General features: G+C 72.9%; 20 protein-coding genes. 10 read left to right on the top strand and 10 right to left on the bottom strand.

The genetic code is table 11. The annotated features are described in order from the left end of the window. Positions 1 to 36: 36 nt before the first annotated feature. Complete coding sequence (locus tag AMK27_RS04285) at positions 37 to 1,347, top strand: hypothetical protein (protein ID WP_241847294.1); 1,311 nt, start codon at positions 37 to 39, stop codon at positions 1,345 to 1,347. A gap of 213 nt (positions 1,348 to 1,560) precedes the next feature. After that, positions 1,561 to 2,895, top strand: a complete 1,335-nt coding sequence (locus AMK27_RS04280) for a phytase (RefSeq protein ID WP_073902651.1) — start codon at positions 1,561 to 1,563, stop codon at positions 2,893 to 2,895. A gap of 72 nt (positions 2,896 to 2,967) precedes the next feature. Here AMK27_RS04280 and AMK27_RS04275 read toward each other — a convergent pair whose 3' ends face one another. The 5 genes from AMK27_RS04275 to AMK27_RS04255 are packed head-to-tail and all read right to left on the bottom strand — an operon-like array spanning position 2,968 to position 10,432. Further along, positions 2,968 to 6,000 (bottom strand): DUF5682 family protein, encoded by a 3,033-nt coding sequence (locus tag AMK27_RS04275; protein WP_073902650.1) that lies wholly within the window; start codon positions 5,998 to 6,000, stop codon positions 2,968 to 2,970. Then, the gene (locus AMK27_RS04270) at positions 5,997 to 7,118 is read right to left on the bottom strand and encodes an ATP-binding protein (RefSeq protein WP_073902649.1); all 1,122 of its coding nucleotides are present in this window, start codon (positions 7,116 to 7,118) and stop codon (positions 5,997 to 5,999) included. Before AMK27_RS04270 ends, AMK27_RS04275 begins: the two co-directional genes overlap by 4 nt. Positions 7,119 to 7,140: 22 nt before the next feature. Next, positions 7,141 to 8,529 (bottom strand): VWA domain-containing protein, encoded by a 1,389-nt coding sequence (locus tag AMK27_RS04265; protein ID WP_073902648.1) that lies wholly within the window; start codon positions 8,527 to 8,529, stop codon positions 7,141 to 7,143. Beyond that, on the bottom strand, positions 8,526 to 9,920 hold the full coding sequence (locus AMK27_RS04260) for a hypothetical protein (protein WP_073903923.1): 1,395 nt from the start codon (positions 9,918 to 9,920) through the stop codon (positions 8,526 to 8,528). Before AMK27_RS04260 ends, AMK27_RS04265 begins: the two co-directional genes overlap by 4 nt. Then, positions 9,920 to 10,432: a hypothetical protein gene (locus AMK27_RS04255; RefSeq protein WP_073902647.1), complete on the bottom strand. Its 513-nt coding sequence runs from the start codon at positions 10,430 to 10,432 to the stop codon at positions 9,920 to 9,922. The genes AMK27_RS04260 and AMK27_RS04255 overlap by 1 nt, the downstream gene beginning before the upstream one ends. 222 nt (positions 10,433 to 10,654) lie before the next feature. Between AMK27_RS04255 and AMK27_RS04250 the strand changes: the two genes are divergently transcribed. Both AMK27_RS04250 and AMK27_RS42620 read left to right on the top strand, forming a co-directional pair. Further along, positions 10,655 to 11,233, top strand: coding sequence for a GNAT family N-acetyltransferase (locus AMK27_RS04250; RefSeq protein ID WP_073902646.1), 579 nt, complete (start codon positions 10,655 to 10,657; stop codon positions 11,231 to 11,233). 137 nt (positions 11,234 to 11,370) lie between these two features. Continuing rightward, positions 11,371 to 11,535: a hypothetical protein gene (locus AMK27_RS42620; protein WP_158076894.1), complete on the top strand. Its 165-nt coding sequence runs from the start codon at positions 11,371 to 11,373 to the stop codon at positions 11,533 to 11,535. Between the two features lie 69 nt (positions 11,536 to 11,604). On the opposite strand, the gene AMK27_RS04245 is transcribed toward AMK27_RS42620, so the two are convergent. The 3 genes from AMK27_RS04245 to AMK27_RS04235 are packed head-to-tail and all read right to left on the bottom strand — an operon-like array spanning position 11,605 to position 13,968. Beyond that, positions 11,605 to 12,513, bottom strand: coding sequence for a M56 family metallopeptidase (locus tag AMK27_RS04245; RefSeq protein WP_073902645.1), 909 nt, complete (start codon positions 12,511 to 12,513; stop codon positions 11,605 to 11,607). Beyond that, positions 12,510 to 12,878 carry a BlaI/MecI/CopY family transcriptional regulator gene (locus tag AMK27_RS04240; RefSeq protein WP_073902644.1) on the bottom strand — a complete coding sequence of 123 codons (369 nt, stop codon included), beginning with the start codon at positions 12,876 to 12,878 and terminating at the stop codon, positions 12,510 to 12,512. Before AMK27_RS04240 ends, AMK27_RS04245 begins: the two co-directional genes overlap by 4 nt. Before the next feature lie 49 nt (positions 12,879 to 12,927). Continuing rightward, positions 12,928 to 13,968, bottom strand: coding sequence for a C40 family peptidase (locus tag AMK27_RS04235; protein WP_073902643.1), 1,041 nt, complete (start codon positions 13,966 to 13,968; stop codon positions 12,928 to 12,930). Between the two features lie 282 nt (positions 13,969 to 14,250). Here AMK27_RS04235 and AMK27_RS04230 point away from each other — a divergent pair, with 282 nt between their 5' ends. The 6 genes from AMK27_RS04230 to glsA all read left to right on the top strand — a co-directional run bounded on the left by AMK27_RS04230 (position 14,251) and on the right by glsA (position 19,968). Next, positions 14,251 to 14,886, top strand: a complete 636-nt coding sequence (locus tag AMK27_RS04230; RefSeq protein WP_079188184.1) for a hypothetical protein — start codon at positions 14,251 to 14,253, stop codon at positions 14,884 to 14,886. 71 nt (positions 14,887 to 14,957) lie between these two features. Next, positions 14,958 to 15,554, top strand: coding sequence for a copper resistance CopC family protein (locus tag AMK27_RS04225; RefSeq protein WP_073902641.1), 597 nt, complete (start codon positions 14,958 to 14,960; stop codon positions 15,552 to 15,554). A 216-nt stretch (positions 15,555 to 15,770) separates the two neighbouring features. Then, positions 15,771 to 17,663 (top strand): cytochrome c oxidase assembly protein, encoded by a 1,893-nt coding sequence (locus tag AMK27_RS04220; protein ID WP_073902640.1) that lies wholly within the window; start codon positions 15,771 to 15,773, stop codon positions 17,661 to 17,663. Further along, positions 17,660 to 18,322, top strand: coding sequence for a DsbA family protein (locus tag AMK27_RS04215; protein WP_073902639.1), 663 nt, complete (start codon positions 17,660 to 17,662; stop codon positions 18,320 to 18,322). The genes AMK27_RS04220 and AMK27_RS04215 overlap by 4 nt, the downstream gene beginning before the upstream one ends. A 77-nt stretch (positions 18,323 to 18,399) precedes the next feature. Beyond that, complete coding sequence (locus tag AMK27_RS04210; protein WP_073902638.1) at positions 18,400 to 18,582, top strand: hypothetical protein; 183 nt, start codon at positions 18,400 to 18,402, stop codon at positions 18,580 to 18,582. Between the two features lie 54 nt (positions 18,583 to 18,636). Next, the gene (gene glsA, locus AMK27_RS04205) at positions 18,637 to 19,968 is read left to right on the top strand and encodes a glutaminase A (RefSeq protein WP_073902637.1); all 1,332 of its coding nucleotides are present in this window, start codon (positions 18,637 to 18,639) and stop codon (positions 19,966 to 19,968) included. A 110-nt stretch (positions 19,969 to 20,078) separates the two neighbouring features. Here the strand turns inward: glsA and AMK27_RS04200 are convergent, their stop codons facing one another. Both AMK27_RS04200 and AMK27_RS04195 read right to left on the bottom strand, forming a co-directional pair. Then, positions 20,079 to 20,513: a DUF7144 family membrane protein gene (locus tag AMK27_RS04200; RefSeq protein WP_073902636.1), complete on the bottom strand. Its 435-nt coding sequence runs from the start codon at positions 20,511 to 20,513 to the stop codon at positions 20,079 to 20,081. 178 nt (positions 20,514 to 20,691) lie between these two features. After that, positions 20,692 to 23,193 (bottom strand): RICIN domain-containing protein, encoded by a 2,502-nt coding sequence (locus AMK27_RS04195; RefSeq protein ID WP_073902635.1) that lies wholly within the window; start codon positions 23,191 to 23,193, stop codon positions 20,692 to 20,694. Between the last annotated feature and the right edge of the window lie 193 nt (positions 23,194 to 23,386).

Here is a 23,386-nt window from a genome sequence, read left to right as displayed (position 1 = left end):
TGTGATCATTACCAGGGGGCAGAAATGACCAGAGGCATGGACCGTCGTTCCGTCATACGCGGCGTGGCGACAGCGGGAGTCGGAGCCGCCGCAGGCGCTCTGACCATGGGAGGCGGCACCGCGCACGCGGCCGGCTCCGGGGGCGACCCGTACAGCGTCGATGTCATCAGCAAGGGTGCGGACCCGACCGGTGCCACCCCGAGCGACGCCGCCTTCCGGGCGGCCGCGGCCGAGGTGCTCGCCTCGTTCCAGCCCGGCCCGATCTCCGGGGCCATCCCGAAGAAGGTCCTGGTCGTCCCGCCCGGCACGTACCTCCTCACCCAGCCCGACTCGCTCCTGCCGAACGTCAACGGCGAGGGCAACGGCGGGATCGTCGACGGGGTCTCGATCACCGGTTACGGGAAGCGGCTCTCGCGGATCGTGTACTCGCCGGCGGCCGACGACACCACGCTCTGGACCAACTACCAGCGCTACAAGAACATCCGCGTCTCGGGCCTGACGTTCACCAGCACCAACGCCACGTCGAGCTTCAACTACGCCTATTCGTCGGCCGAGTACGGCGTCCAGGACACCTGGTACACCGACGTGGAGTGGCGCGGCAGCTGGAAGCGCGGCATCGGCCTGGACGGCCCGGCCACCACGTCCAACCTGAACAGCGAGATGGGCTGGGACCACTGCCAGGTCGGCGGCTCCTACTCCGACGCGTTCCTCGTGATGGGGATGACGACGGCGGCGACCCAGCAGGACCAGTTCCTCAACTACTGGTTCCGCGACTGCAAGGTGGAGTACCAGTCCGGTGTGTTCGTGAAGAACAACCGCGGCGGTTCGATGAACTTCATCGGCGGCTCGTACATCCTCACCGACGCCGCCTCCACCGGCACGTTCTTCAAGCTCACCCCCGACGCCACCACGCGGGCCGACTCCGTCACGCGGCTGTTCGCGCAGGGCATCCGGTTCGAGCTGCGCGGTGTCGGCCACAAGGTCATCGACTCCCAGTGGTACAAGGGCAACATCACCTTCGAGTCCTGCGACGACACCGCCCTCAGCTTCAAGTCCTGGGCGCCGAACGCCGTCACGCACGTCTACGACTTCAACGCCAACGGCGCCCGGGGCCCGATGGTGCGGTACGTGGACTGCGGCCTCATGGGCTCGCACCAGGTGTCGACCGGGTCCACCCCGACCACGTACGGCAAGGTCCTGTACGACGGCTGCCGGTTCATCGACATGTCGACGGCGACCGGGACGACCGGTTTCCTCCGCTGGACCGGGACCGTCGCGCCCCGTTACGAGATGCGCGACTGCCTCATCGGGGCGAGCTACCTGGCGGACGTGAAGAACCCCGCCTGATCGGGCCACTGGATCGGACCGCCCGATCGAACCGTCCGGTCTCCGGACACAGCACACGGGCGCGGGCCGCGGCACACCGTCGCGGCCCGCGCCGCGGTTCACCGCCCGTACACCTGGACTTCGGACCACCGGTCGGGCGGAGGCCGCCGAGCCGACACGGAAGGGCACCACGCTCACGCAGGACGTACAAGCCCCCCTCCTGAGGAGACTTGCGTGACTCGCCCCCGTACCGCCCGGCCGCTCGTGCTCGCCGTCACCACGGCGCTCGCCGCGGCTGCCCTCGCCGTGCCCGCCCGGGCCGACGCCGACGCCCAGGCGCACGCCCGTCACCGCGGTCACGCCCGCCCGCTGCCGGCCGTGACGCCCCGCGCGGAGACGCCGGTGCTGCACGACGACGACGCGGGCGGCAACGCCGACGCGGACGACCCCGCCATCTGGCGCAACACCGCCGCCCCCGGCCGCAGCCTCGTCATCGCGACCGCCAAGGAGGGTGGGCTGCGCGTCTACGACCTGGACGCACGCCCGGTGCAGTCGATCGCCGCGCCTCCGGCGGACGCACCGGACGACGCCCCCGGCCGGTTCAACAACGTGGACCTCGTCCACGGCCTGCGGCTCTCCTCGGGGCGGGCCGACCTCGCCGTCACCAGCGACCGCGGACACGACCGGCTGCGGTTCTACCGCATCGACCGCGACCGCGCCGGCGGCCCGCTCACCGATGTCACCGACCCCGCCGCCCCGGCCGTCTTCTCGCGGGACCAGGCCGAGATCAACGACCAGCGGACCGCGTACGGCCTGGCTACCTGGACGGACCCGGCGACCGGGAAGTCCTTCGCGCTCGTCAGCCGCCGCGAGCGGACCAGCATCGCCCTGCTCGAACTGCTCCCGGCCGCCGGCGGCAGGGTCACGTACCGCACGGTCCGCACCCTGGACCTGCCGGCCACGTTCCGGCTGCCGAACGGCACCTCCTGGGCCCCGTGCGGCGAGCCCGGCGAGCTGCCGCAGGTCGAGGGCATGGTCGTCGACCCCGCCGACGGCACCCTGTACGCCGGGCAGGAGGACGTCGGCATCTGGCGGCTGCGCGCCGACCTCACCGGCACGCCGAAGCTGCTCGACAAGGTCCGCGAGTACGGCGTCCCCGGCGTCTACGACGAGGAGACCGAGGAGTGCGTGCCGGGCGCCGACCCCGGCTACGGCGGGACCAGGATCTCTTCGGACGTCGAGGGTCTGACGCTGGTCACCGAGGCCGACGGCGACGGCTACCTGCTCGCCTCGAGCCAGGGCGACAACACCTTCGCCGCCTACGACCGGGAGGTCGCCGACCGCAACGCGTACGAGGGCGGCTTCCGGGTCGTGCCCGCGAGCGGCACCCTCGACGGCTCCGAGGAGTGCGACGGCGCCGCCGCCCTGAACGCTCCCCTGGGTGCGAAGTACCCGAACGGCCTCCTCGTCGTCCAGGACGGCCACGACGCCCCCGGCGACGGTGACCGCCCCGCGACGGACTTCAAGTTCGTCGACCTCGGCACCGTCCTGGACGCCGTCGAGGACTGATCCGTCCGAGGACCGTGCGCCCTCGCCCGCGCCGGCCGCCGGGTCCGACGACCCGGCGGCCGGCGCTCGCCGTCACGGGGTCGCGAGGAGCGCCGCCACCGCGCGGGCCGTGGCGGGGTGCCTCGTCGTCAGGGACGGCGCGGCGGGCGCGGCGTCCACGGACGTCCAGGGATCGCCGCAGCCCAGGAGGTCCGCGAGGGCGTCGCAGGTGGCGCGGTGGGTGAACAGGAGCGCCGCACCCGTCGGGGCCGTCGCGCCCGCCGTCGGCCCGTCCGTGGGCGCCCATCCGTCCGTGCAGCCCAGGAGGCCCGCGACCGCGTCGCAGGTCTCCGGGTGGAGGGGCAGCAGCGCCGCCCCACGCGGCGTGGGCGCGGCCAACGACGCCCGGGCCGCCGGCTGGGCGTGCCACGGCGGGACCCAGGCGTCCAGGGCCGCCAGCCGGGCCGGGAAGATCCGGCCCGCCTCGCGGACGATCAGCGGGGCCAGGTCGGCGGCGTTGGACCGCAGGGTGGCGATGAGGGTGGGCAGCCACGGCAGCAGGACGGGGTCGGGGAGCCGTCCGAAGGCGTTCGACACGGCCTCGACGACGACGTCCGCGAGTCCCGGGACCGGCTCCAGGGCGTGCACGAAGCCGCTGAGGTAGCGCGGGTACGAGGGCACCACCAGGGGGTTGCCGAGGAGTTCGTCGCAGCGGCCCCGCAGTTCGGCCCGGGAAAGGGTGCCGAGCTGGACCTGGGCGGCCCACAGCAGGGCCGTCTTGGCCGGGTCGTTCGGGTGCGACTGCGCGACCGCCAGCTCCAGCTGGGTCCGGTCGCAGCCGAGCGAGAGCGCCAGGCCCTCCATGCTGAACAGGAAGCCCAGCATGGCCGCCACCTGCCCCACGGTCGCGTCCTCGTCCCGGAAGGCCGTCGGCAGCAGGGTGCAGTAGTGCGCGTACCCGGCTCTGACGAAGGACTCGATCCACGGCGGGAGGACCGGCTCGCTGGTGCGGTAGTAGGCCAGGAGGCCGCGCACCCGGCGCAGTACCGCAGGGGCGCCGTCGACCGTGCGCTCGGCGGCGAGGACCTCCAGGGCCCGGGTGCCGAGCTCGTCCGCGAGGCGTCGGCCGCCGAGGTGGAGCGTCGCGTCCTCCACGGCCGCGAGGACCTCGGCCGTGGTGGCCTGCGGTCCGTACGCCGAGCGGCGCAGCCGCTGCTCCAGCACCTGCTCCAGGCTCACGCCCTCGTACCCGAGCTCGATGAGCGCACGCTGGTGGGTGCCGAGCGAGAGGTCCCAGGACTCCTGGATCGACCGCTCGCCGAGCCGCCGCTCGCCCATCACCGTGCGGGCCGCGCCGGGCGGCAGCAGACGGCGCAGCATCCACAGGACGTCCGAGCAGGCGCTCAGCTCCGGGCGGGACGCCATGTCGAGCAGGGCCCGGCGCACACCGCGCTGCTGGAGGTTGAGCCCCAGGGGCGCCAGCCGGTCGTGCACGTCACGGGCGAGGGGCGGCAGTGCGTCGTAGCCGACCTGGCCGATCCGGTCGCCGCCCATCATGATCTCGACGAGCCGTCGCACGTCCCGCCGGCCGGGGACGGTGTCCTTCTCGATGCAGGTGACCGCCGCGTCCTGGAAGTCGTACGGCGTCGGCTTGGCCCGGTCCCGCATCGCGGCGAGCAGGATCGACGTCTCGAAGACGGCGATGGCGTCGGCGGTGGAGGCCAGGTAGCCGCTGCGGCGGGCGGCGCGCACGATGTCCACGGACCAGCCGAGCAGTTCGGCCTCGTCGAGGGTGTGGAGGACGGGCGGCTGCCGGAGGAAGCCGGTGAGCCGGTCCTCGGCCGGACCCGGGGCCGGATCCGAGGCCGGACCCGACGCGCGATCCGACGCGCGGTCGGACGACGGTACGGACGCGGGTACGGGCGTGGGCGCGGCCGCCGGGGGCTTCGCCGTCGTCTTCTTCGCGCTCGGCTTCTTCGTGCCGGACTGGCCCTCCAGGCGGTACTGCTCGACCCGGGTGCGCTTGAGGTTCTTCGCCCATTCCGTCGCGGCGATCGACACCGAGCCGGACGCGAGGCCGAACTGTGCCTCGATCGCCGCGTGGCTTGAGGGGATCAGGCCGTACTGCCAGGTCGTGGCGGTCCGTGGGGAGATGGTGAAGTCGCCCGTGCCGTGGACGCCGAACTCGTCCACGCGGCTGGCCGCGTGGAAGGCGCCGCAGACGTACAGGCAGTCCGCCGGGTCGGTGCCGGTCGCGGCGAGGTGCTCGCGCATCCGGGTCCACATGTAGCGCTCGCGGTCCTCGTCGACCCGCACGCGCTCGCCCCGGCCCGGGGCGAGCCGCCGGAACAGGCTGCCGATGAGGAACATGACCTGGCGGTAGGTGTCGTGGTCGCTGTCCCCGAGGGGGACCTCGACGTACTGGTGCCACCACTCCGACCAGTGCCGCACCTTGCCGTGCCGCAGCAGGTGCTCCTCCAGTTCGGCGAAGCGCGGACGCAGGTCGCCGATCTCGACGCCGACGGCCTCGCCGTGGAGGGCCGCCTCGGGCTCCGTCCCGGCCCCGGCCCCGGGCTCTGCCCCGGCCTCGGCCTCGGCCTCGGCCGTGTGGGTCTCGCCATCGGCCGGCTGCCGGGTGTCCCACTGGAAGACGTGGTCGGAGGAGCGGTCGACGAGGACGAGCTCCACGCCGGGGGTGTCGAGGGCGTACGCGATGGCCTGGTACTCGGCGGATGCCTCCGTGATCGGGGCGACGACAGAGAGCGGCGCCCAGTCGGGCGGGAAGCCGTCGATCTCGCTCGCGAAGGCCTGCACGGCGACGGGCAGCCGGCAGTTGCGGAGTTCGGTGAGGAGCGGGGCCATGTCCTCGCACAGCTCCAGGTACACGACCTTGGGCTGCTTCTCCCGCAGCCGGCGGGCCATGGCGAGGGCGGAGGCCGGTGAGTGGTGGCAGACGGGGAAGATCTCCAACGGCTCGGCGACGGCCCGGTCGACGTCGTCGACCATGCCGAGCAGGATGCCTTCCAGAACGTCCTGGCCACCGGCGAACTCGGCCGCCGCTTCGTGCAGTTGCCCGCGCAGGGCGGCGAAGGAGGCGCTCGTCGGCCTCTCCGGGGTGGTGGTCATGCCAGCTTCGCGATCGCCTCGCGGCCGCCCTCGAGGAACTCGGGCCAGGAGCCGCCCTGCTCCTTGCCGCGCGGCTCGACGACGCCGTGCAGGTACTTGTTGAGGATGGCCAGGTCCTCGGGCTCGCGCCGGGCGAGCGTACCGACCAGGGAGGAGGCGAGGGCGCGGGCCGTGAGGGTGCGCTCGCCGAAGAAGTCGCTGTGCAGGACCGCGTCCTCCAGGACGCCGATCTGCTCGGCGGTGGACAGGGCGGACTCCAGCTTCTCGTCGTCGCTCCCGGCAGCGGCGGCGGAGGCGCGGAGGTCGGCGAAGCTCTGGAGGAGGACGTCGAGGAGGGTCGGCGGCACGTCCAGCTCGATCGAGTGCCGGCGCAGGAGTTCCTCGGTGCGGAAGCGGACGATCTCGGCCTCGCTCTTCTTGTTCGTCACGACCGGGATGCGGACGAAGTTGAACCGGCGCTTGAGCGCGGACGACAGGTCATTGACGCCGCGGTCGCGGCTGTTGGCGGTGGCGATGACCGAGAACCCCGGCTGGGCGAAGACGATGTTGTCGCCGCCGGCGCTGTCGAGTTCGGGGACCGAGATGTACTTCTCGGAGAGGATCGAGATGAGCGCGTCCTGGACGTCGCTGGTGGAGCGGGTGAGCTCCTCGAAGCGGCCGATGGTGCCGGTCTCCATCGCGGTCATGATCGGCGACGGGATCATCGACTCGCGGGACTGGCCCTTGGCGATGACCATCGACACGTTCCACGAGTACTTGATCTGGTCCTCGGTGGTGCCCGCGGTGCCCTGGACGACCTGGGTGGAGTTGCGGCTGATCGCGGCGGAGAGGAGCTCGGCGAGCCAGCTCTTGCCGGTGCCGGGGTCGCCGATCAGGAGCAGACCGCGGTCGGAGGCGAGGGTGACGATGGAGCGCTCGACGAAGCTGCGGTCGCCGAACCACTTCTGTGCCACGTCCCGGTCGAGGCCGTCGGCCCGCTCGGAGCCGAGGATGAAGAGGCGGACCATCTTCGGGGAGAGACGCCACGAGAACGGCTTGGGGTGGTCGTCGATCGACTCGAGCCAGTCGAGTTCCTCGGCGTACTTGATCTCGGCGGGGGCGCGGAGCAGGTCGGACATGCGAGGGCCTTTCTGGGCGGGCTCAGGTGAGGAAGGTCTTGAGTTCGTGCACGAGCTTGTTGATGTGGCCGGAGACCACCGGGGTGCCGAGCGCCTTGAACCGCTCCCGGAACCAGGGGTTGACCTCCTGGCGTCCCGAGCTGGTCACCGAGCCGACGGGGATGAACCGCACGCCGGACCGGTGCACCGCCTCGATGCCCTCGAACAGGGGCTGCGAGCGGTCGAACTCGTAGAAGTCGGAGATCCACACCATGACGGTGTTCTTCGGCTCGGCGATCTTCGGCCGGGCCATGGCCATCGCCACGGGCCCGTCGTTGCCGCCGCCGAGGTTGGTGCGCAGGAGCACGTCGAAGGGGTCGTGCACCCAGGGGGTGAGGTCGATCGCGCGGGTGTCGTACGCGATGAGGTGGACGTCGACCTTCGGCAGTCCGGCGAAGATCGAGGCGAGGATGGTGCAGTTGACCATCGAGTCGACCATGGAGCCGGACTGGTCCACGACGACGACGAGCCGCTGCGGCGTGGTCCGGCGCACGGTGTGCCGGTAGTAGAGGCGGTCGACGTAGAGCCGCTCCTCCTCCGGGCTCCAGTTGGTGAGGTTCTTCCAGAGGGTGCGGTCGAGGTCGAGGTTGCGGAAGACCCGCTTGGGCGGGACCGAGCGGTCCAGCTCACCGACGGTGGCCTTCTCCACCTGGGTGCGGAGCACCTGGGCGACCTCGTCGACGTAGCGGCGGATGAGGGACTTGGCGTTGGCGAGCGCGATGCCGGACAGGTTGCCCTTGTCGCGCAGGAGCTGCTCGATCAGGGACATGCTGGGGGTGAGCCGGGCCGCGAGTGCGGGATCGGCCAGCACCTCGCGCAGGTGCATCCGGCGGACGAGGTCGGCCTCGACGGAGCCGAGTTCGAGCCCGGGACCACCGCCGTCGACGACGGCTCCGGCGCCCCGGCCGCCGCGCAGCCCGCCGGGCGGGCAGCCGAGCGAGCGCTCCAGCCAGCCGGCGTCCGACTGCCAGCGGGCCAGCTGCCCGGCGGAGACCGTGCCCGATCCGGTGGAGAAGACGTTGAGCAGCAGCTTGGACGCGAGTGCGGCGCGGCGCACCTCGGCCGCCCGGTCGCGGGCGCCGTCAGGATCGGGCTCCGGAGTCATCAGCCCGTCGAACTCGTCGGCCAGTTCCGGGTGGCGCTGGACGACGGAGTCGACGGACGCGCCCGGGTCGAGCAGCGCGGACGGCAGTCCGATGTCCTCGACGACGGCGAGGCTCGCCGCCTCCAGGGCGGCCTGCTCCTCGGGGTCGAAGAGCTGGGCGAGGAGCCGCCAGTAGAGGACCTGCCGACGGTTGTCGTCGGGGTCGGGGGCGGCCTGCGGGAGGCCGTCCGGCGGGAGCGGGGCGGAGGGGGTGTCGGCGTCGGTCATGCGCGGAGCAGCTTCCCGGCTCGTTCGCGCAGGACGGCGACGGAGTCCGTGGCCGCCTTCTCCGCCCGGACACCCGCCTTGTCGGTGGTGCCTCCGGCCCACGCGCCCGCGTGGACGGCGGTGGTCTTCTTCCGGACGGTCGTCTCGACGGCCAGCGGCTGGAGGACGAACTCCCCCGCGTCCCAACGGAGCAGCCCCAGGCACGCGCCGGACGCGGCGACCGCCTCCGGGGTGAGCGGACCGGCGGCCGGGACGCGGTCGGTGTCGACGGCAAGACGGTGCCCGGCGAGCACGAACAGCAGCATGCCGTCGTCCTCTTCCTCCGCCGTGTAGCCCTCCAGGAGGACGGGGACGGCGATCCGCGCCGGGTGGCGGTCCAGCGGCGCGGTCACCGGGTCGGCCGCAGTGGCGAGGACGACCCGGGCCGTGCCGAACGGGTCGGCGGGCTCTCCCGTACGGGCCCGCTCGTCGTCCCAGACGAGGTCGCCCTCGTCCGTCACCGGCATGCCGTCGAGCTCCATGGCACGGCCCTCCCCCACGGCGGCGAGCAGCGACATCCGGGGCCGGAGCAGCTGCCACAGACCCGCGCCCACGACCGTGTCCGGCTTGGGCGCGGAGACGGCGGCCCGGAGCAGGCGCGGCTCCGTTCCGTCGGCGGGTTCGAACACCGCGTGGACCTGGGCCTGTACGGCTGTCGCGTGCTCCTGCACGTCCACGCCGAGCGGCAGCAGACGGCCGGTGGCGGTGGACACAGCCGGGGTACGGGTGGCGCCCGGCAGGGTCAGGAGCAGGGCGCGGGTCCACAGGTCGGCCCAGCGGCGGACGGGGACGCGGTCCAGGGTGGCCCCGGGGCAGGAGGCCGCGAGTTCGGCGGCGAAGCCGTCGAGGAGGGTGGCCTGTCGGCGCAGCCGCAGGTCCGGCAGCATCGCGGAGACGACGGGCGCGGCTCCGGCGACCAGTTCGTGGTCGATGCCCTGCCAGCCGGCGCGGGCGAGGTCGCACAGCCAGGCGCGGGCGGCGGCCAGCACGTTGGCACCCGGCTCGTCCGCCGCGGCGCCGGGCGTGTTCCGTTCGGCGCGCGGCCGGCCGGTGATGTCAGCGACGCGCCCGGTCAGGGCGTCGTGGACGGAGCCCATGAGGGCGGTGCGGGCGGCGGCGAGCACCACGAGGTGGTCCTCGCCCGCGGCACCGGCGGCGGCCTTGTCGGCCGCCTCGGCGACCCGCGCGGCCAGCGGCGTGCCCGCGACGGCGCCGGCGAGTGCCTCGAGCCCCGCGGCCTGGTCGGGCTGCGGGCGGAGCAGCCCGGAGACCAGTGCCCGGTCGAAGGCGTCCACGGCGGACAGTGCCTCGTCGAGCCCGTCGAGGGTGTCGGTGAACAGGTCCGTACGCATCAGGCGACCGTCCTCGTCGGCGGGAACCACTGCATCTCGGGCAGCGGCGCGGTGGTCGGCTCCAGTTCCAGATAGGCGAGGTGCCGCAGGAAGCGGCTGAACACCGGCGCCGCCGCCGAGGTGTCGCCCTGCGCGGGCCGCGTGGCCGTCATCAGCGCGACGAGCCTGTGCGCGTCGGTCTCGGTCCCCGGCGTCTCGCCCGTGTCGGCCTTCAGGTAGCGGGCGACGCGCTCGGCGCCGTACTGCAGGACGGCCTCGCCGACCAGCGCCCGGATGTGGTTGCAGAAGCTGCCCCGAGCGCCGCCGCAGGGGCGGTTGTTGTTCGTGCTGCAGGCGAAGGCGTACGTCCCGGTCGCGATCGAGGACACGTACACGCGCCCCGCGTCGGACCCGCTGGACACGACTCCCTGCAACCGTCCGTCGGCCAGTTCGACGAACGGCACCTTGGCGAGTTTCCGCGGTCGCGCGGGCGGTACCACCCGCGCCGCGCTCGACAGCTCCCAGACCGGCAACGTACCTCTCCCATGCACGTCGAAGGGGATGTTCTCGCCGTCGCGGCGGAACGGAATTGAACTTATCCCCGGCCACTGACAACGCCCTTGGAGGGTGTCCGCGGGCGGGATCCGGGCGGATCGCGGGCGGTGGGGTGCGGACGGCGGGAGCGCGCGGGACCCGGCGGCACGCGCGTGGGAAATCCCGTCGACACCCCGAGGTCGATCGGGTTGGCTGCCGGCATGCCAGAGCTGCGTACCGAACGACTCGTGCTCCGCCCGTGGAGGGATTCCGACCGCGCACCGTGGGCCGCCATGAACGCCGATCCCGAGGTCCGGGAGCACCTGGGGGAACCGCTCACCCGGGAGCAGAGCGACGCCGTCCTGTCCGCCATGCGGGCCGACTTCCGCGCGCGGGGCTTCGGGTGGTGGGCGCTCGAAGCACGCGGGACCGGCGAGTTCGTCGGGCGCGCCGGACTGGACGTGGTGGGCCCGGACATGCCGTTCGCGGGGGTGGACGTCGGGTGGCGGCTGACCCGCTCGGCGTGGGGCAACGGCTACGCCACCGAGGCCGCCCTGGCCTGCCTCGCCTTCGGCTTCGAGACGCTCGGCCTGTCGGAGGTGATCGCGACGACGACGGTGCGGAACCTCCGCTCCCAGGCCGTCATGCGCCGGATCGGGATGACCCGGAACCCGGCGGACGACTTCGACGACCCGAGCGTGCCCGAGGGACCGCTGCGCCCGTGCGTGCTGTACCGGATCTCCCGCACGGACGCGCGCGCCCCGCGGACCGCGTCAGCGGGGCCCTCCGGCCCTCGGTGACGCGGCGACGGGACAGGTCCCGTCTCAGTCGTCGCCCGGTTCTCCGTGCAGGAGGCGGCGTGGGGGCTGCTCTACGTACTGCCCGCCCTGTGGTGGTGGCCGGCCGGCCTGATCGCGCTGGTCACCTGGACCGGCGCGTGGCGTCAGGGCCGGTGGCGGTCCACGAGTTCGCCGAGCTGGTGGAGTCCGCCGTCGACCTCCACGGGCGGGACCTCGCCGCCGCCCTGGGCATCCCCTGCGAGGAGCAGCTGACCGCCACCACCGGGCTGGCGATCACCCGCACCCTGCGCAAGGGGACGTGACCCCACCCCCGCCGCGGGGCCCGCCGAGAACGCGGTAGCCGTCCCTCGCCCCGTGCCGCGCGGTACGGCTCACATGGCCAGCGGACAGGCCAGGAGCAGCGGGAAGGTGGGCACGGTGACGATCGTCGACGCGATGCAGCCCCGGACGGCCGGGTGCGTGCTCCGCTCGGGGCCGAGGATGCGCCGCAGCCGGATGAGGGCCGGCGTGCCGCCGACGCCGAACGTGCCCTTCGGCGTGCGTCCGGCCGCGATCTCGTACATCGCCGTGGCGAGCACCTCGTTCGAGTGCCGTCGGAGCGCCCGGTCGTCCGCGATCATCTCCAGGAGCAGGGCCGCCTGTTCGCGCGCGTGGCGCGCCAACGGCAGCCAGGAGAAGGTGGCGTGGAAGGCGTCCGTGGCGGCGATGACCAGATGGTGGCGGCCTGCGACGTGCGCCCTCTCGTGCTCCAGCACCGCGCCGAGCTGCTCGGCGGTGAGGAGCCGCACCGCGCCGTCGCTCACGACGACGCGCGAGCGGAGCCCGGGGAGGCAGTACGCGTTGGGCGTGGCGTGCGGCACGACGGTCGCGCGCAGCCGCTCGCTCCGCACCCCGACCTTGTCGAGCCGGTCTCGGTGCCGGGCGCGGACGAGGTACGCCCGCGCGAGGTGGAAGAGGAACGCGCCGGCCAGGGCGACGGCGAGCCCGACCGGAATCGCCACGGCCAGGCGGTCGGCCGTCGTGGGGTGGGGAGCCACCGCGCCCGATCCGAACCCGCAGGCGTGCAGGAGGCCGATGACTCCGGCGTGCAGATGCTCCGTCGGCGCCCCCAGCTGTGACGACGCCAGAACGATCGTGAGGGGGAAGGAGGCCGACAGGGTGAGCCAGACCGACATCGCGAGGGCGGGCGCGCGGTGCGTCCAGGACGCCTGGAGCAGCACGCGGGGCGCGACGACGCCCACGGCGACGGCGTAGGTGAGCAGGGCGAGGAGGGGATTCACCGCTCGGGCCTCTGCCGTACGGTGCGCAGCGCCTCGCGGAGGGCCGCCACCTCGTCGTCGGACATGTTCTCCACGAACTTGACGAGGGCGGCGGGCCGGTCGTCGCTCGCTTCGAGACCGTCCTCCATCAGGGCGGCGGCGTACGCCTCGCGGCTGGCGGCGGGCGAGTAGACCCAGACCCTGCCCTCCCGGGTGCGCACGACGTAGCCCTTGTGGAAGAGGATGCTGATGACGGTGGTCACCGTCGTGTAGGCGACGGGCCGTCGCAGGTTGATGTCGTCGACGACCTCGCGCACCGTCGTCGGGCGGTTCCACTGCCAGAGACGGTGCATGATCTCCGTCTCCAGGTCGCCCAACCGTCGCATCGATCCGTTGCCTCTCGCCGTTCCACCAGTCGTTTCATCCTAGGCGGGGTCAGCTGAGGCGAACGCCCCACATGAACGGCATGCCGCTGCGGGCTATGGACTCGTACCGGACCTGCGCACCGGGCTTGGGCGAGTGGAGGATCTGTCCGTTGCCCGCGTAGAAGCCGACATGGCTGAGGTCCGTGCGCATGATGATGAGGTCGCCGGGCCTGAGGTCGCCGAGCGAGTCGAGGCGCGCACCGACGCCCGCCTGTGCCTGCGACGTACGGGGCAGGGAGATGCCGGCCTGGCGGAACGCCCACGACGTGAGTCCGGAGCAGTCGAAGGAGTCGGGTCCCGCGGCGCCCCACACGTACGGCTTGCCGACCCGGCCCTGGGCGGCGCGGAAGGCGGCCGCGGCACGCTGGGAGGCACTCGCCTGGTCGCCGAGTTCGGCGCGGGCGCCCGCCCGGTTGGCCCGGTCCTGTTCGGCCGCGATCCGGGACCGCTCCTTCGCGGACAGCGTGTTGAGGAGCTGTTGGGCCTCCCGGAGCTTGCCCTGGATCTCCGTCTTCCTGCCGCGCAGGTCCCGCTGGGTGGAGTCGAGGTCCTTGAGCTTCCGGCCGGCCTCCTGCCGGTGCTGCTGGAGGGCGCGCTGCTGCGACAGGAAGTCCTTGAGGAGTGCGGACTGCCGTTCGCCGATCCGGTCGAGGGCGGAGGCCTTCTCCAGGTAGCCGTCCGGGTCCTGGGACAGGAGCAGCTGGAGTGACGGGTCCAGTCCGCCGGACCGGTACTGGCCGGTCGCGACGGTGCCGAGGCGGTCGCGGAGTTCGTTGAGCTCGCCCTGCTTGCGTGCGGCCTCGTCCTGGAACACCCCCACCTGTCGCTGGAGCGCGTCGGCCTTCTCCTTCGCCCCGTTGTACGTCTCCGTCGCCTGCGTCGCCTGCTCGTACAGGCGGTCGATCTGGGCCTGGACGCCCTTCTTGTTCGGATCGGGCAGCGGATCCGCCGAAGCCGGTTGCGTGGAGACGGCGACGGCTGCCGCGGCGGTGACGGTGAGGATGCCGGTGTAGCGGTGGGTCGGTTGCTTCGGGCGGCGATGGGAAGCCACTGCGGGGAGCTCCTTCTTCGGCGCCCCCGCCGCCGCCCCGGCGGGCGGCTGATGGTGCGAAGGCTCGCGAATACTAATCTCCTTAGAAAGTTAGAATCAATGATCACCGTGTCGCGGGTCCGCGGGCGGCGAGGCCGGGGAAGACCGCTCGGAGCGGCGGGATACCCTGCTCGGACCGACCAGGCGCCCCCGGCGCGCCTGGCACCTCCGACCGAATCCGGAAGCACGGACGACATGGCACGAGCGCGCGGAACCGGCTGCGCATCGCCCCTTTCTCAGGCGATGCGCGGACTGTGGGCGGCGATCGCCGCCGCCGTCTGCGTGCTCCTCCCGCTGGCGGGTCACCTGCTGGTCCGGGGCCATCTCCCCCGGTGGATGGTCCTCTCCGTACTGCTGTGCGGTGCGGGCCTCGCTGCGGTCGTCCTGTCGCGCCGCCGGCTCTCCGACGCCCAGCTCCTGACGGCGCTCGTCGCCGCGCAGGTGGTCCATCAGGCCGCTTACGCCGTGCCGGGTGTCTGCGCCGTCGTAGGTGTTCCCGACGGGTTCGCGACTTCCCTCGGCCACGGCTCCGCCGCCGGGGTGCCCCCGGAGGCCTTCGCCGCCGGGCACGCGATCACGCTCGTTCTGGCGGCCCGGCTCCTCCGCGTCTTCGAACGGTTCCGGTGGCCGACGCCGCCGGTGCTCACCGCCCTGGTCGCGCTGCTTCGTCTCGTCCCGCAGTCCTGCGAGGTCCCCGGCTCGGGCCCCCGGCCCGCCCGCCGCACCGCCCAGGACGACGCGCTGCCGCTCTCGCGCTTCGTCGCCCGCTCGCAGGCCGGGCGCGCGCCGCCCCGTGCCCGGCGCGACCTGACCGTCCGCGCCCCTCTCCCCGACCGGGCCGTGTCCCTCCGGCTGCCTCCGTACGCCCTCGCGGCGTAGCCCGGGGCCGCCGCGGGCTCGGCGTTCCCGACCCGCCCTCCCGGGCGGGCCCGCAGAGAGCTCCGCATCCCATGCATCCCCCAACGCTGGGGAGGCGTGCCGTCCGTACGACGGCACGCACCCTGATCCTGCCGCTCGCACTCACCGTCACCTGGGCCGCGGCTCCCCCCGCTGCCGCACACACCGACCTCGTCTCCACCAGCCCGGCCCGGGGCGCGTCCCTCGACCGTCCGCCGACGGCGATCCGGCTGACGTTCAGCGACGAGATGACCGAGCGCTACGCCAGAGTCGCGCTCACCGCGTCGGACGGTTCGGCCGCCGACGTCGCCGGCCTCGACGTCTCGGGCCGGACCGCCACCCTGCCCGTGGAGCCGGGGCTCGCCGCCGGCACCTATACGGTCGGGTACCGCGTGGTGTCCGCGGACGGCCACCCCGTCGCCGGCTCCTTCGCGTTCACGGTCGAGGGGTCGGGCCCGACACCGACGTCGTCGCCCCGGGCCCCGTCGCCGGCCCCAGCCCCTCCATCGACCCGGCCCCCTTCCTCGCCCCGGGAGTCCTCGCCTTCGGAGTTCCCCGCGGTGGCCGCCCTGTCGGTCCTGGGCGCGGCCGTCGTCGCCACCGCCGGTGCCGTGGTCGTACGGCGGCGGAGGTCGCGCCATGACCGGTGACCGCGGCACGACGGGTGAACGCGCCATGACCGGTCGCCGCCGCAGGGCAGTTCGCCCGGCCGCCCTCCTGCTCGGCGCCGTCGTCCTCGCCGTCCTGGTGACGGCGGTGGGCCTGGGCGCAGGTGGCGGGGGCGGGGGCGGGGGCGGGGGCGGGCAGTCGGTACCGGGCATCGAGGACGCGGGCACGCTGACGGCCTGGGACTCCCGATCGCCCGCGTGGTCGGCGACATGGCCGCCGCGGCGACCGTCGGCGCCCTGCTCCTCGCCTCCGTTCTGCTGCCCGGCGGCCGCCGGCTCGGTGCGGCGCAGCTGCGCTACGTCGCCGTGGCCGTGGTCGCCGCGGCCGTCTGGGCCCTCGCGGCGGCCGCTCTGCTGGTGCTCACGCTCTCGGACCTGTTCGCCCAGCCGGTCGGCGCGGTCCTGGACCCGGCCGTCGTGGCGGACTTCGTCGTCACCGACGCGCGAGGTCGCGCCTACGCGGCCGTGACCGGTGCCGGACTCGTCGTCGCGACCCTCGGCCTCGGCATCACCACCGTCCGCTGGGCCAGGGCGGCACTCGCCCTCGCGCTCGCCGGCGTCCTGCCGCCGGCCTTCACCGGCCATTCCGCCGCCTCGGCGAACCACGACGCCGCGGTCACGAGCCTCGCCCTGCACGTGACCGGCGTGGCCGTGTGGGTCGGCGGACTGACCTTCCTCGTGATCGCCGCCCTCCGACGGGAGAACGGGCTGGGCGTCGCGGCCCGGCGGTTCAGCGTCCTGGCCGGAGCAGCGTTCCTCGCCGTCGCGGCGAGCGGCCTGGTGAGCGCCGTCGTCCGTCTCCCGTCAGCGGGCCTGCTGTTCGGCAGCGCCTACGGACGCATGCTCGTCCTGAAGGTCCTGGCGCTCGCCGCGCTCGGGGGTCTCGGCCTCCGGCACCGTCGCCGTACCCTCCGGAGTCTCGACCTCGGGACGCGACGCCCGTTTCTCCGGATCGCGACCGGCGAGGTGCTGATCATGGCGGCCGCGACGGGACTGGCCGTCGCCCTGTCCCGTACGCCCGCTCCGGGAGGCGGTGGGGCCGAACCGACACGAGCGGAGGAGCTGCTGGGCTTCCCCATGCCGCCGCCGCTCGGGGACTTCCCCTGGACGCCCCTCTTCACGCAGTGGCACTTCGACCCGCTCTTCGCCTTCGGCAGCGCCGCGGCCGCGCTCCTCTACCTCGCCGGAGTGCGCAGGCTGCGTGCCCGGGGGGACGCGTGGCCCGTGGGCCGGACGATCTCCTGGCTGGCCGGGCTCGCGGTGACGGTCCTGGCCACGATGAGCGGCCTCGCCGTCTACGGCAAGGCCATGATGAGCGTGCACATGGGCCAGCACATGGTCCTCGCCATGACCGTGCCCATCCTGCTCGTCCTGGGCGCTCCGGCGACCCTCGCGCTCCGCGCCTTGCCGTCCGCGGCCAAGGACGGTCCGGGCGGCCCCCGCGAGATCCTCCTCCGGCTGCTGCACAGCCCCTGGGTACGGCTCGTCTCGCATCCGGTCGTGGCGAGCGCGCTGTTCATCGGCAGCGCGTTCGCCGTCTACTACACCTCGCTGTTCGAGACGCTGATGCGCAGCCACCTCGGGCACATGGTGATGCTGGTCCACTTCCTGGCCGTGGGCCTCCTCTTCTTCTGGGTCGTCATCGGCATCGACCCGGGACCGCGCCGACCGCCCCACCTCGGCCGGCTGTTCGTCCTCATCCTGACGATGCCGTTCCACTCCTGGTTCAGCATCTCCGTGATGAGTTCCGTCGACGTCATCGGCGAAGGATGGTGGACCGACCTGGCGCGCGGCTGGGGACCGTCGCTCCTGGACGACCAGTACAACGGCGGAGCCATCGCGTGGGCGACCGGCGACATCCCCGTCCTGGTCACCACCGTCATCCTGGCCGTCCAGTGGGTCCGCTCCGACGCCAGGGAAGCCCGCCGAGTCGACCGGCAGATCGACCGCGGCGACGCGAACGACCCCCTGGCCGCCTACAACGCCTACCTCGCGAGCCTCCACGCACGCGACCGCGCCCCGCGGCCCGCCGGGATCCCCGGGCAGCCAGGCGGTGCGGCATCCGACCATCCCACCCGTGAGGAATCATGACCACGCTCAAGAAGAACCTCCTGGCCGCCGCGGTCGTCGTGGCAGCGCTCTGCGTCGCCTTCGGCTCGTTCCTGCTCTTCGCACCGCGGGACTCCTCGTCCGTGCCCACGGAGCCGGCAGCCGACGCCCGTCCCGTACGGGACGACAGCCACCGGCTGACCACGCCACAGCGCAGCGAGCTGACCGTGGTCGAGTTCCTCGACTTCGAATGCGAGGGCTGCGGTGCGGTCCACCCCACCGTCGAGAGGCTGCGCGCCGAGTACGGGGACCGCGTGACGTTCGTCGCCCGCTACTTCCCCATGCCCGGCCACCGCAACAGCACGACCGCCGCCCTCGCGGTCGAGGCGGCGGCCCGGCAGGGCGGGTTCGAGGCCATGTACGGCAAGCTGTTCGCCACGCAGAAGGAGTGGGGCGAGGCCAAGGAGTCCAAGGCCGCCCTCTTCCGTACGTACGCCGCGGACCTGGGTCTCGACCTGGCGCGGTACGACGCGGCGGTGAAGGCACCGGCGACGCTGGAACGCGTCGAGGCCGACCAGCGGGACGGACTCGCCCTCGGCGTCCAGGGCACGCCGACCTTCTTCGTCGACGGGGTGAGGATCCAGACTCCCGGCAGTTACGAGGGCTTCAAGGCCCTCATCGACTCCCGGCTCGCCCGGTGACCTCCGACGACGAACTCCCCGTGGCGGACTGCTCGTTCCGCGCGGCCCACCGAACAGGACCACATAAGGAGCCCCTCATGCCCTCCCGCCCCTCCTCGACCGCTGCCGCAGCCGCCCGCCGTGCGATCCGGGAGGAGGAGCAGCGCGCGCGGAAGGCGCGCGAACGGCGGAACAAGGCCATCACGCTGTCCGTCTGCGCCTTCGTCTTCTTCGCGCTCGCCGGGACCACCACCTATCTGCTCTTCACCGTCAAGGGGTGAGGCGCGAGCCGTCCTCCGGTGGGGCGTCGGCGAGTTCTGGACGAGGATGGCCGCATGGTGAAGGGTGTCGTGGCCGACGCGGTGAACGCCGTGCTGGCGAATCTGTGCCGTGAGTTCCGGGAACTGGACGGCGGGCAGCTCGCCACGTACATTCCGCCGCTGACGCGGGCGGATCCCTCCGCCTTCGGCATCGCGCTGGCCAGCGCGTCCGGGCACCGGTACCGGGCGGGCGAGGCGGACAGGCTCTTCACGATCCAGTCGGTGTCGAAGCCGTTCGTCCTCGCCCTCGCGCTGAGCGAACTCGGCGCCGCCGAGGTGTTCCGCCGGGTCGGGGCCGAGCCGAGCGGTGAGCCGTTCAACGCGATCAGCCTCGATCCGGAGACGGGCAGGCCGGCCAACCCGATGATCAACGCGGGGGCCATCGCGACCACCGCCCTGGTTCCGGCCGCGACCGCGGAGCAGCGGTTCGCGCGCATCCTGGAGACGCTGAGCGGCTTCGCCGGCCGGGCCCTGGACGTCGACGAGGAGGTCCACCGCGCCGAGGCCGTCACGGGCGACCGGAACATCGCCCTCGCGCACCTGATGCGCGCGGCGGGGTCCCTCACGGGTGACCCGTCGGAAGCGCTCGACGTCTACTTCCGGCAGTGCGCGATCCGGGTCCACGCCGTCGACCTGGCGGTGATGGCGGCGACGCTCGCGAACGGCGGGGTCAACCCCGTCACCGGCGCGAGGGTCGTTCCGGAGCCGGTGACCGTGCAGGTCCTGGCCGTCATGGCGACGTGCGGGATGTACGACGGCTCGGGCGACTGGCTGCTCCGGGTGGGACTGCCGGCGAAGAGCGGCGTCTCCGGGGGCCTGGTGGCCGTCAGTCCGGGGCGGTCCGGCATGGGCTGCTACAGCCCCCTCCTCGACGCCGCCGGGAACCCCGTCCGCGCGGTCGCGGCGCTGAGCGTGCTCTCCCGGGAGCTCGGGCTCCACCTCATGCACAACCCTCCCCCGGGCACCCCGACGGTCGTCGAATCCGGTCCGGGCGACGGAGCCGGCGAGACCGCGTGGTCCCGGGCGGGGAACGAGACGGCACCTGGTGACCAGCCCGCCTGGGTCGCGGCACAGGGGGAGCTGGACTTCACCGCCGCCGAACGGTTGGCCTACGCCCTGGCGGAGCGCCTGCCCGAGGTGGGCCGCCGACGCGCGGTCGTCGACCTCGTGCACGTCACCGCCGTCGACGCGGCCGCGGAGACCCTGATCCGCGGGGTCCTGGAACGCGTCACGGCCCGGGGCCATCTCGTGGGCCTCGTGGGCGGGGCCGCACTCCCCTTCCGTGGCCAGGGCCTCGTGCTCGCCTCACGGTCCGCCGCCGTCGACTGGGCAGAGCTGCCCTTGTGAACGGCCTGACCGACCCGGTCGGTCAGGCCGGGTCGGTCAGGTCGGGCCGGTCGGGACGGGTCGGTCGGTCCGGGCGAGTCGGTCGGTTCGGAACGGTCAGGCCCGGTCGGTCAGGCCGCGCCGTGCTTCCGGAAGGAGGTGGAGTCCGTGGCAAGCGCCCAGATCACGATGATCGAGATGGCCATCGAGAAGAGGGCCCACCAGGGGTGGTAGGGCAGGAAGAGGAACTGGGCGACGGTGTTCAGGACGGCCAGCGTGATGCCGCCCATCCGTCCCCATTCGGAGCCCATGAGGATTCCGGCTCCCGCGAGGCCGACGAGGACGCCGAGCACGATGTGGGTCCAGCCCCAGCTGGTCAGGTTGAACTCGTAGACGTAGTTGCCGACCCGGGCGTAGACGTCGTCTTCGGCGACGGCGGCGATGCCCTGGAGGATGTCCAGGATTCCGATGACCACCATGAGGACACCGGCGAACAGGGTGCCGCCCGCGGCGCCTCTGGTGCTCGCGTCGGCGCTGGGCGGGCGGGGTGCGGTGTTCTGGCTCATGGGGTCATCGTCCGGCGGACGCGATGGGAGCGATCGTTCAACTGCTCCGAACGAGTGAAAGGGTGAACAGCCTGAACAGACTGAACAGGGTGAATGGGCTGAACAGGCGGACGCGATGGGGCGCGCCGCCGGCCGACCGGCAGTCCGGTCGGCCGGCGGCGCGCCGGTGGCGGCGCCGTCAGCCGACGGTCCACCTCTGGAGCGACGTGCCGGTGTCGGGCTGCTGGGTGACGAGCGCTCCGTCGGCGGCGGAGGCGGTGGTCAGGAGCAGCCCGCTCGCCGCGGAGGCGACGGTGTAGGTGCCGGCGGTCTGGCGGACGAGGTTCCAGCGCTGGTTCGCGCCCTTGGTGCAGGTCCACTGGATCACGCGGGCGCCGGCGGCGGTCGAGCCGCCCTCGACGTCGGCGCAGAGCCCGGACTCGCTGTTCCTGAGTTCGTAGCTCCCGTCGGTCTGCTGGGTGAGGCTCCACTTCTGGTTGAGGCCGCCGGTCGGTGCCCAGGTGATGAGCCGGGTGCCGGCGGTGGTGCTGTGGTCGGGGTTGTCGAGCGCCTTGCCCGCGGCGGTGAGGGTGTGGACGCCGTCGAGGGAGGCCGTCACGGCCCAGGTGAACGTGGTGGTGCCGGTGGCGCTGCCGGAGGACGCCGTGACGGTGACCGTGGACGTGCCCGCGGCGGTGGGGGTGCCGGTGATCAGTCCGGCGGCGCTGATGCCCAGGCCGGCGGGAAGGCCGGTGGCGCTGAAGGTCAGCGGCTTGCCCGCGGAGTCGGCGGCTTCCATCTGGAGGGAGACGGCCTTGTTCAGGGTGGTCGCCTTGTTGCCCGGGTGGGTGACCGTCACCGTCTCGGGGACCTGGGCGGTCGGGGTCAGGGTGAGGGCCTGCTCCCCTGCCGTGCGGGTGCCGCCGACGGCGTTGCCGGTGGTGTTGCTCCAGCTGCGGGTGGGCGTGGTCTCGGCGAGGCGGCCGGTGTCGGCGGAGAGGCCGATGACGAGGCCGCTGTAGCGGTTGACGATCTTGTACGTGCCGGTGGCGGTGCCGTCGGTGGGCGAGGTGCCCCGGATGACGAACCACTGCTGTCCGACGGTCGGGCCGTCGGCCGGGGCGGCCGTGACGGTGGGCTTGGTGCCCCAGGCCCGCGTGGCGGTGGAGGTGGTGCTCACGCCGAGGAGCCCGCCGGAGCCGGAGTTGGCGATGCGGTACGAGCCGTCCCCGTTCGGGGTGAAGGTCCAGGATTCGAGGGCGGAACCGGTGGCGGCGGCGAGCGAGGTGGTGGCCGGACCGCTGGAGACCTGGGCGAGGACACGGCCGCCGGAGCTGGAGACGCGGTACGCCTTGGTCGTGTCGACGGGCGCCGCGGGCTCCGTGGTGCCGATCGTCAGGTTGACGTACTCGCTGCCGGTGCCGTTGGAGCAGCCGAAGGAGCAGTACGAGCGGAAGTTCCTGCCGACGATCCCGGAGCCGGTCTTGTTGCCGCTGTCGAGGAACCAGCGGTACCAGGAGGCGTTCTTGTAGCTGCCGGTGTCACCGAGGCGGAACCACTTCTGTGTGGCCAGGTTGTCGGTGGCGTAGATCTCCTGGGAGGCGTTGCCGCTCTGGTCGACCGCCTGGGGCTGGCCGATGTACAGGCCGAGATGGGCGTTGTACGTGATGTCCATGACGAACAGCGGGGACGTCGGTGGCGTCAGACCGGCGGCCACCTGCTGGCTCACGGTGCCGCTGCTGGCCGGGTCGTACTCCTTCGACGGCGGGGTGTAGCCCGTGGTGCTGCCTGGGCCGACCGGGACCATGGTGCTCTCGCGGCCTCCGACGCCGGGCTCGGACCAGGCTCCGCCGTACCACTTCTGCCAGGAGCCGGGCGCCATCTTCGACGCGATCGGAGCCCGGGCGACGTGCCCGTAGAACGCGGCCCAGCCGCCGCCCTTGTTCACGATCCGGGAGCCGTAGAAGGCGTAGAAGTAGCCGGACGCGGTGTCGACGAACAGGCGCTGGTCACCGGTGCCGTAGTGGTAGGTCTGTTGCGGGAAGGCGGCGGTGTCGCCGCGCTTGGTGCTGTAGTGCGAGGTGATGACGTGGTCCTTGATGGTCCACGTACGTCCCTGGTCCTTGGAGACGGCGTAGTCGATGCCGTCGTAGTGGATGCCGTCGCCGAAGGGCTGCGGGGTGAACTCGTTGTGCACGAGTCCGTACCAGTCGCCGGTGTCCGGGTCGACCCAGACTCCGGCGAGGTCGCAGTAGTTGCGGTGCGCGTACGAACCGGTGGACGGCGCCTGGGTGGACTCCACGCCCGTCGGGCTGTTGTTGCAGCGCCAGGTGGTGTCGTTGTTGCGGTCGTTGGAGTTGGCCGGGTTCACCGCGTCGCTGAGGGCGGCGGACCGGGTGGCGGTGTCGAAGTTCGTTCCGGTGTAGAAGGTCCACTTGCGGGGGTCGTTCGCGCCGTACAGCGCGTGCGCCTGCTGGAAGTAGAACGTGCCGTCCTTGTCGATGTAGGTGCCGGCGGGGGTGTCGTCGGGGTGGGTCCACGAACCCTTGGCGCCGACGGTGACGGTGTAGGTGGCGGCGCTGGGAGCCGCTTCCGCCGCGGCCGCCGCCGACGCCGTGGGTGTCGCCAGCGAGCTGCCGCCGGTGACGACCAGCGCGGCGGCGGCGAACGCCGCGGCCAGTCTGCTGCGAGGAGTGCGCATGGTTCTCCCTGATCGGAGGAGCCGCGAGGGGGAGGGCTCCTTGACGGGGGTGCACGGCGTGCCGCCGAGCGGCACTCAGACTGCTCGCACCCGCCCCACGGCAGACAGGGACGATTCGCCGTGGCGCTTGGACTTTCCGTCGGGACGCCGGGCTGTCACCTCACGCACCGCCGAGCATCGCCCGCGCGCGCAC

It is taken from the genome of Streptomyces sp. CB02009 (assembly GCF_001905825.1).
Taxonomy (GTDB): Bacteria; Actinomycetota; Actinomycetes; order Streptomycetales; family Streptomycetaceae; genus Streptomyces.
Note: the sequence above shows the minus strand (reverse complement) of the source record. Positions and strands in the feature narration are given on the sequence as shown.

Excerpts from the sequence above, each read along its gene's own strand:
- AMK27_RS04285 (WP_241847294.1), top strand. The coding sequence starts at position 37 with ATGGACCGTCGTTCCGTCATACGCGGCGTGGCGACAGCGGGAGTCGGA.
- AMK27_RS04275 (WP_073902650.1), bottom strand. The coding sequence starts at position 6,000 with ATGACCACCACCCCGGAGAGGCCGACGAGCGCCTCCTTCGCCGCCCTG.
- AMK27_RS04270 (WP_073902649.1), bottom strand. The coding sequence starts at position 7,118 with ATGTCCGACCTGCTCCGCGCCCCCGCCGAGATCAAGTACGCCGAGGAA.
- AMK27_RS04265 (WP_073902648.1), bottom strand. The coding sequence starts at position 8,529 with ATGACCGACGCCGACACCCCCTCCGCCCCGCTCCCGCCGGACGGCCTC.
- AMK27_RS04260 (WP_073903923.1), bottom strand. The coding sequence starts at position 9,920 with ATGCGTACGGACCTGTTCACCGACACCCTCGACGGGCTCGACGAGGCA.
- AMK27_RS04250 (WP_073902646.1), top strand. The coding sequence starts at position 10,655 with ATGCCAGAGCTGCGTACCGAACGACTCGTGCTCCGCCCGTGGAGGGAT.
- AMK27_RS04240 (WP_073902644.1), bottom strand. The coding sequence starts at position 12,878 with ATGCGACGGTTGGGCGACCTGGAGACGGAGATCATGCACCGTCTCTGG.
- AMK27_RS04230 (WP_079188184.1), top strand. The coding sequence starts at position 14,251 with ATGCGCGGACTGTGGGCGGCGATCGCCGCCGCCGTCTGCGTGCTCCTC.
- AMK27_RS04225 (WP_073902641.1), top strand. The coding sequence starts at position 14,958 with ATGCATCCCCCAACGCTGGGGAGGCGTGCCGTCCGTACGACGGCACGC.
- AMK27_RS04215 (WP_073902639.1), top strand. The coding sequence starts at position 17,660 with ATGACCACGCTCAAGAAGAACCTCCTGGCCGCCGCGGTCGTCGTGGCA.
- AMK27_RS04210 (WP_073902638.1), top strand. The coding sequence starts at position 18,400 with ATGCCCTCCCGCCCCTCCTCGACCGCTGCCGCAGCCGCCCGCCGTGCG.
- glsA (WP_073902637.1), top strand. The coding sequence starts at position 18,637 with ATGGTGAAGGGTGTCGTGGCCGACGCGGTGAACGCCGTGCTGGCGAAT.
- AMK27_RS04200 (WP_073902636.1), bottom strand. The coding sequence starts at position 20,513 with ATGAGCCAGAACACCGCACCCCGCCCGCCCAGCGCCGACGCGAGCACC.
- AMK27_RS04195 (WP_073902635.1), bottom strand. The coding sequence starts at position 23,193 with ATGCGCACTCCTCGCAGCAGACTGGCCGCGGCGTTCGCCGCCGCCGCG.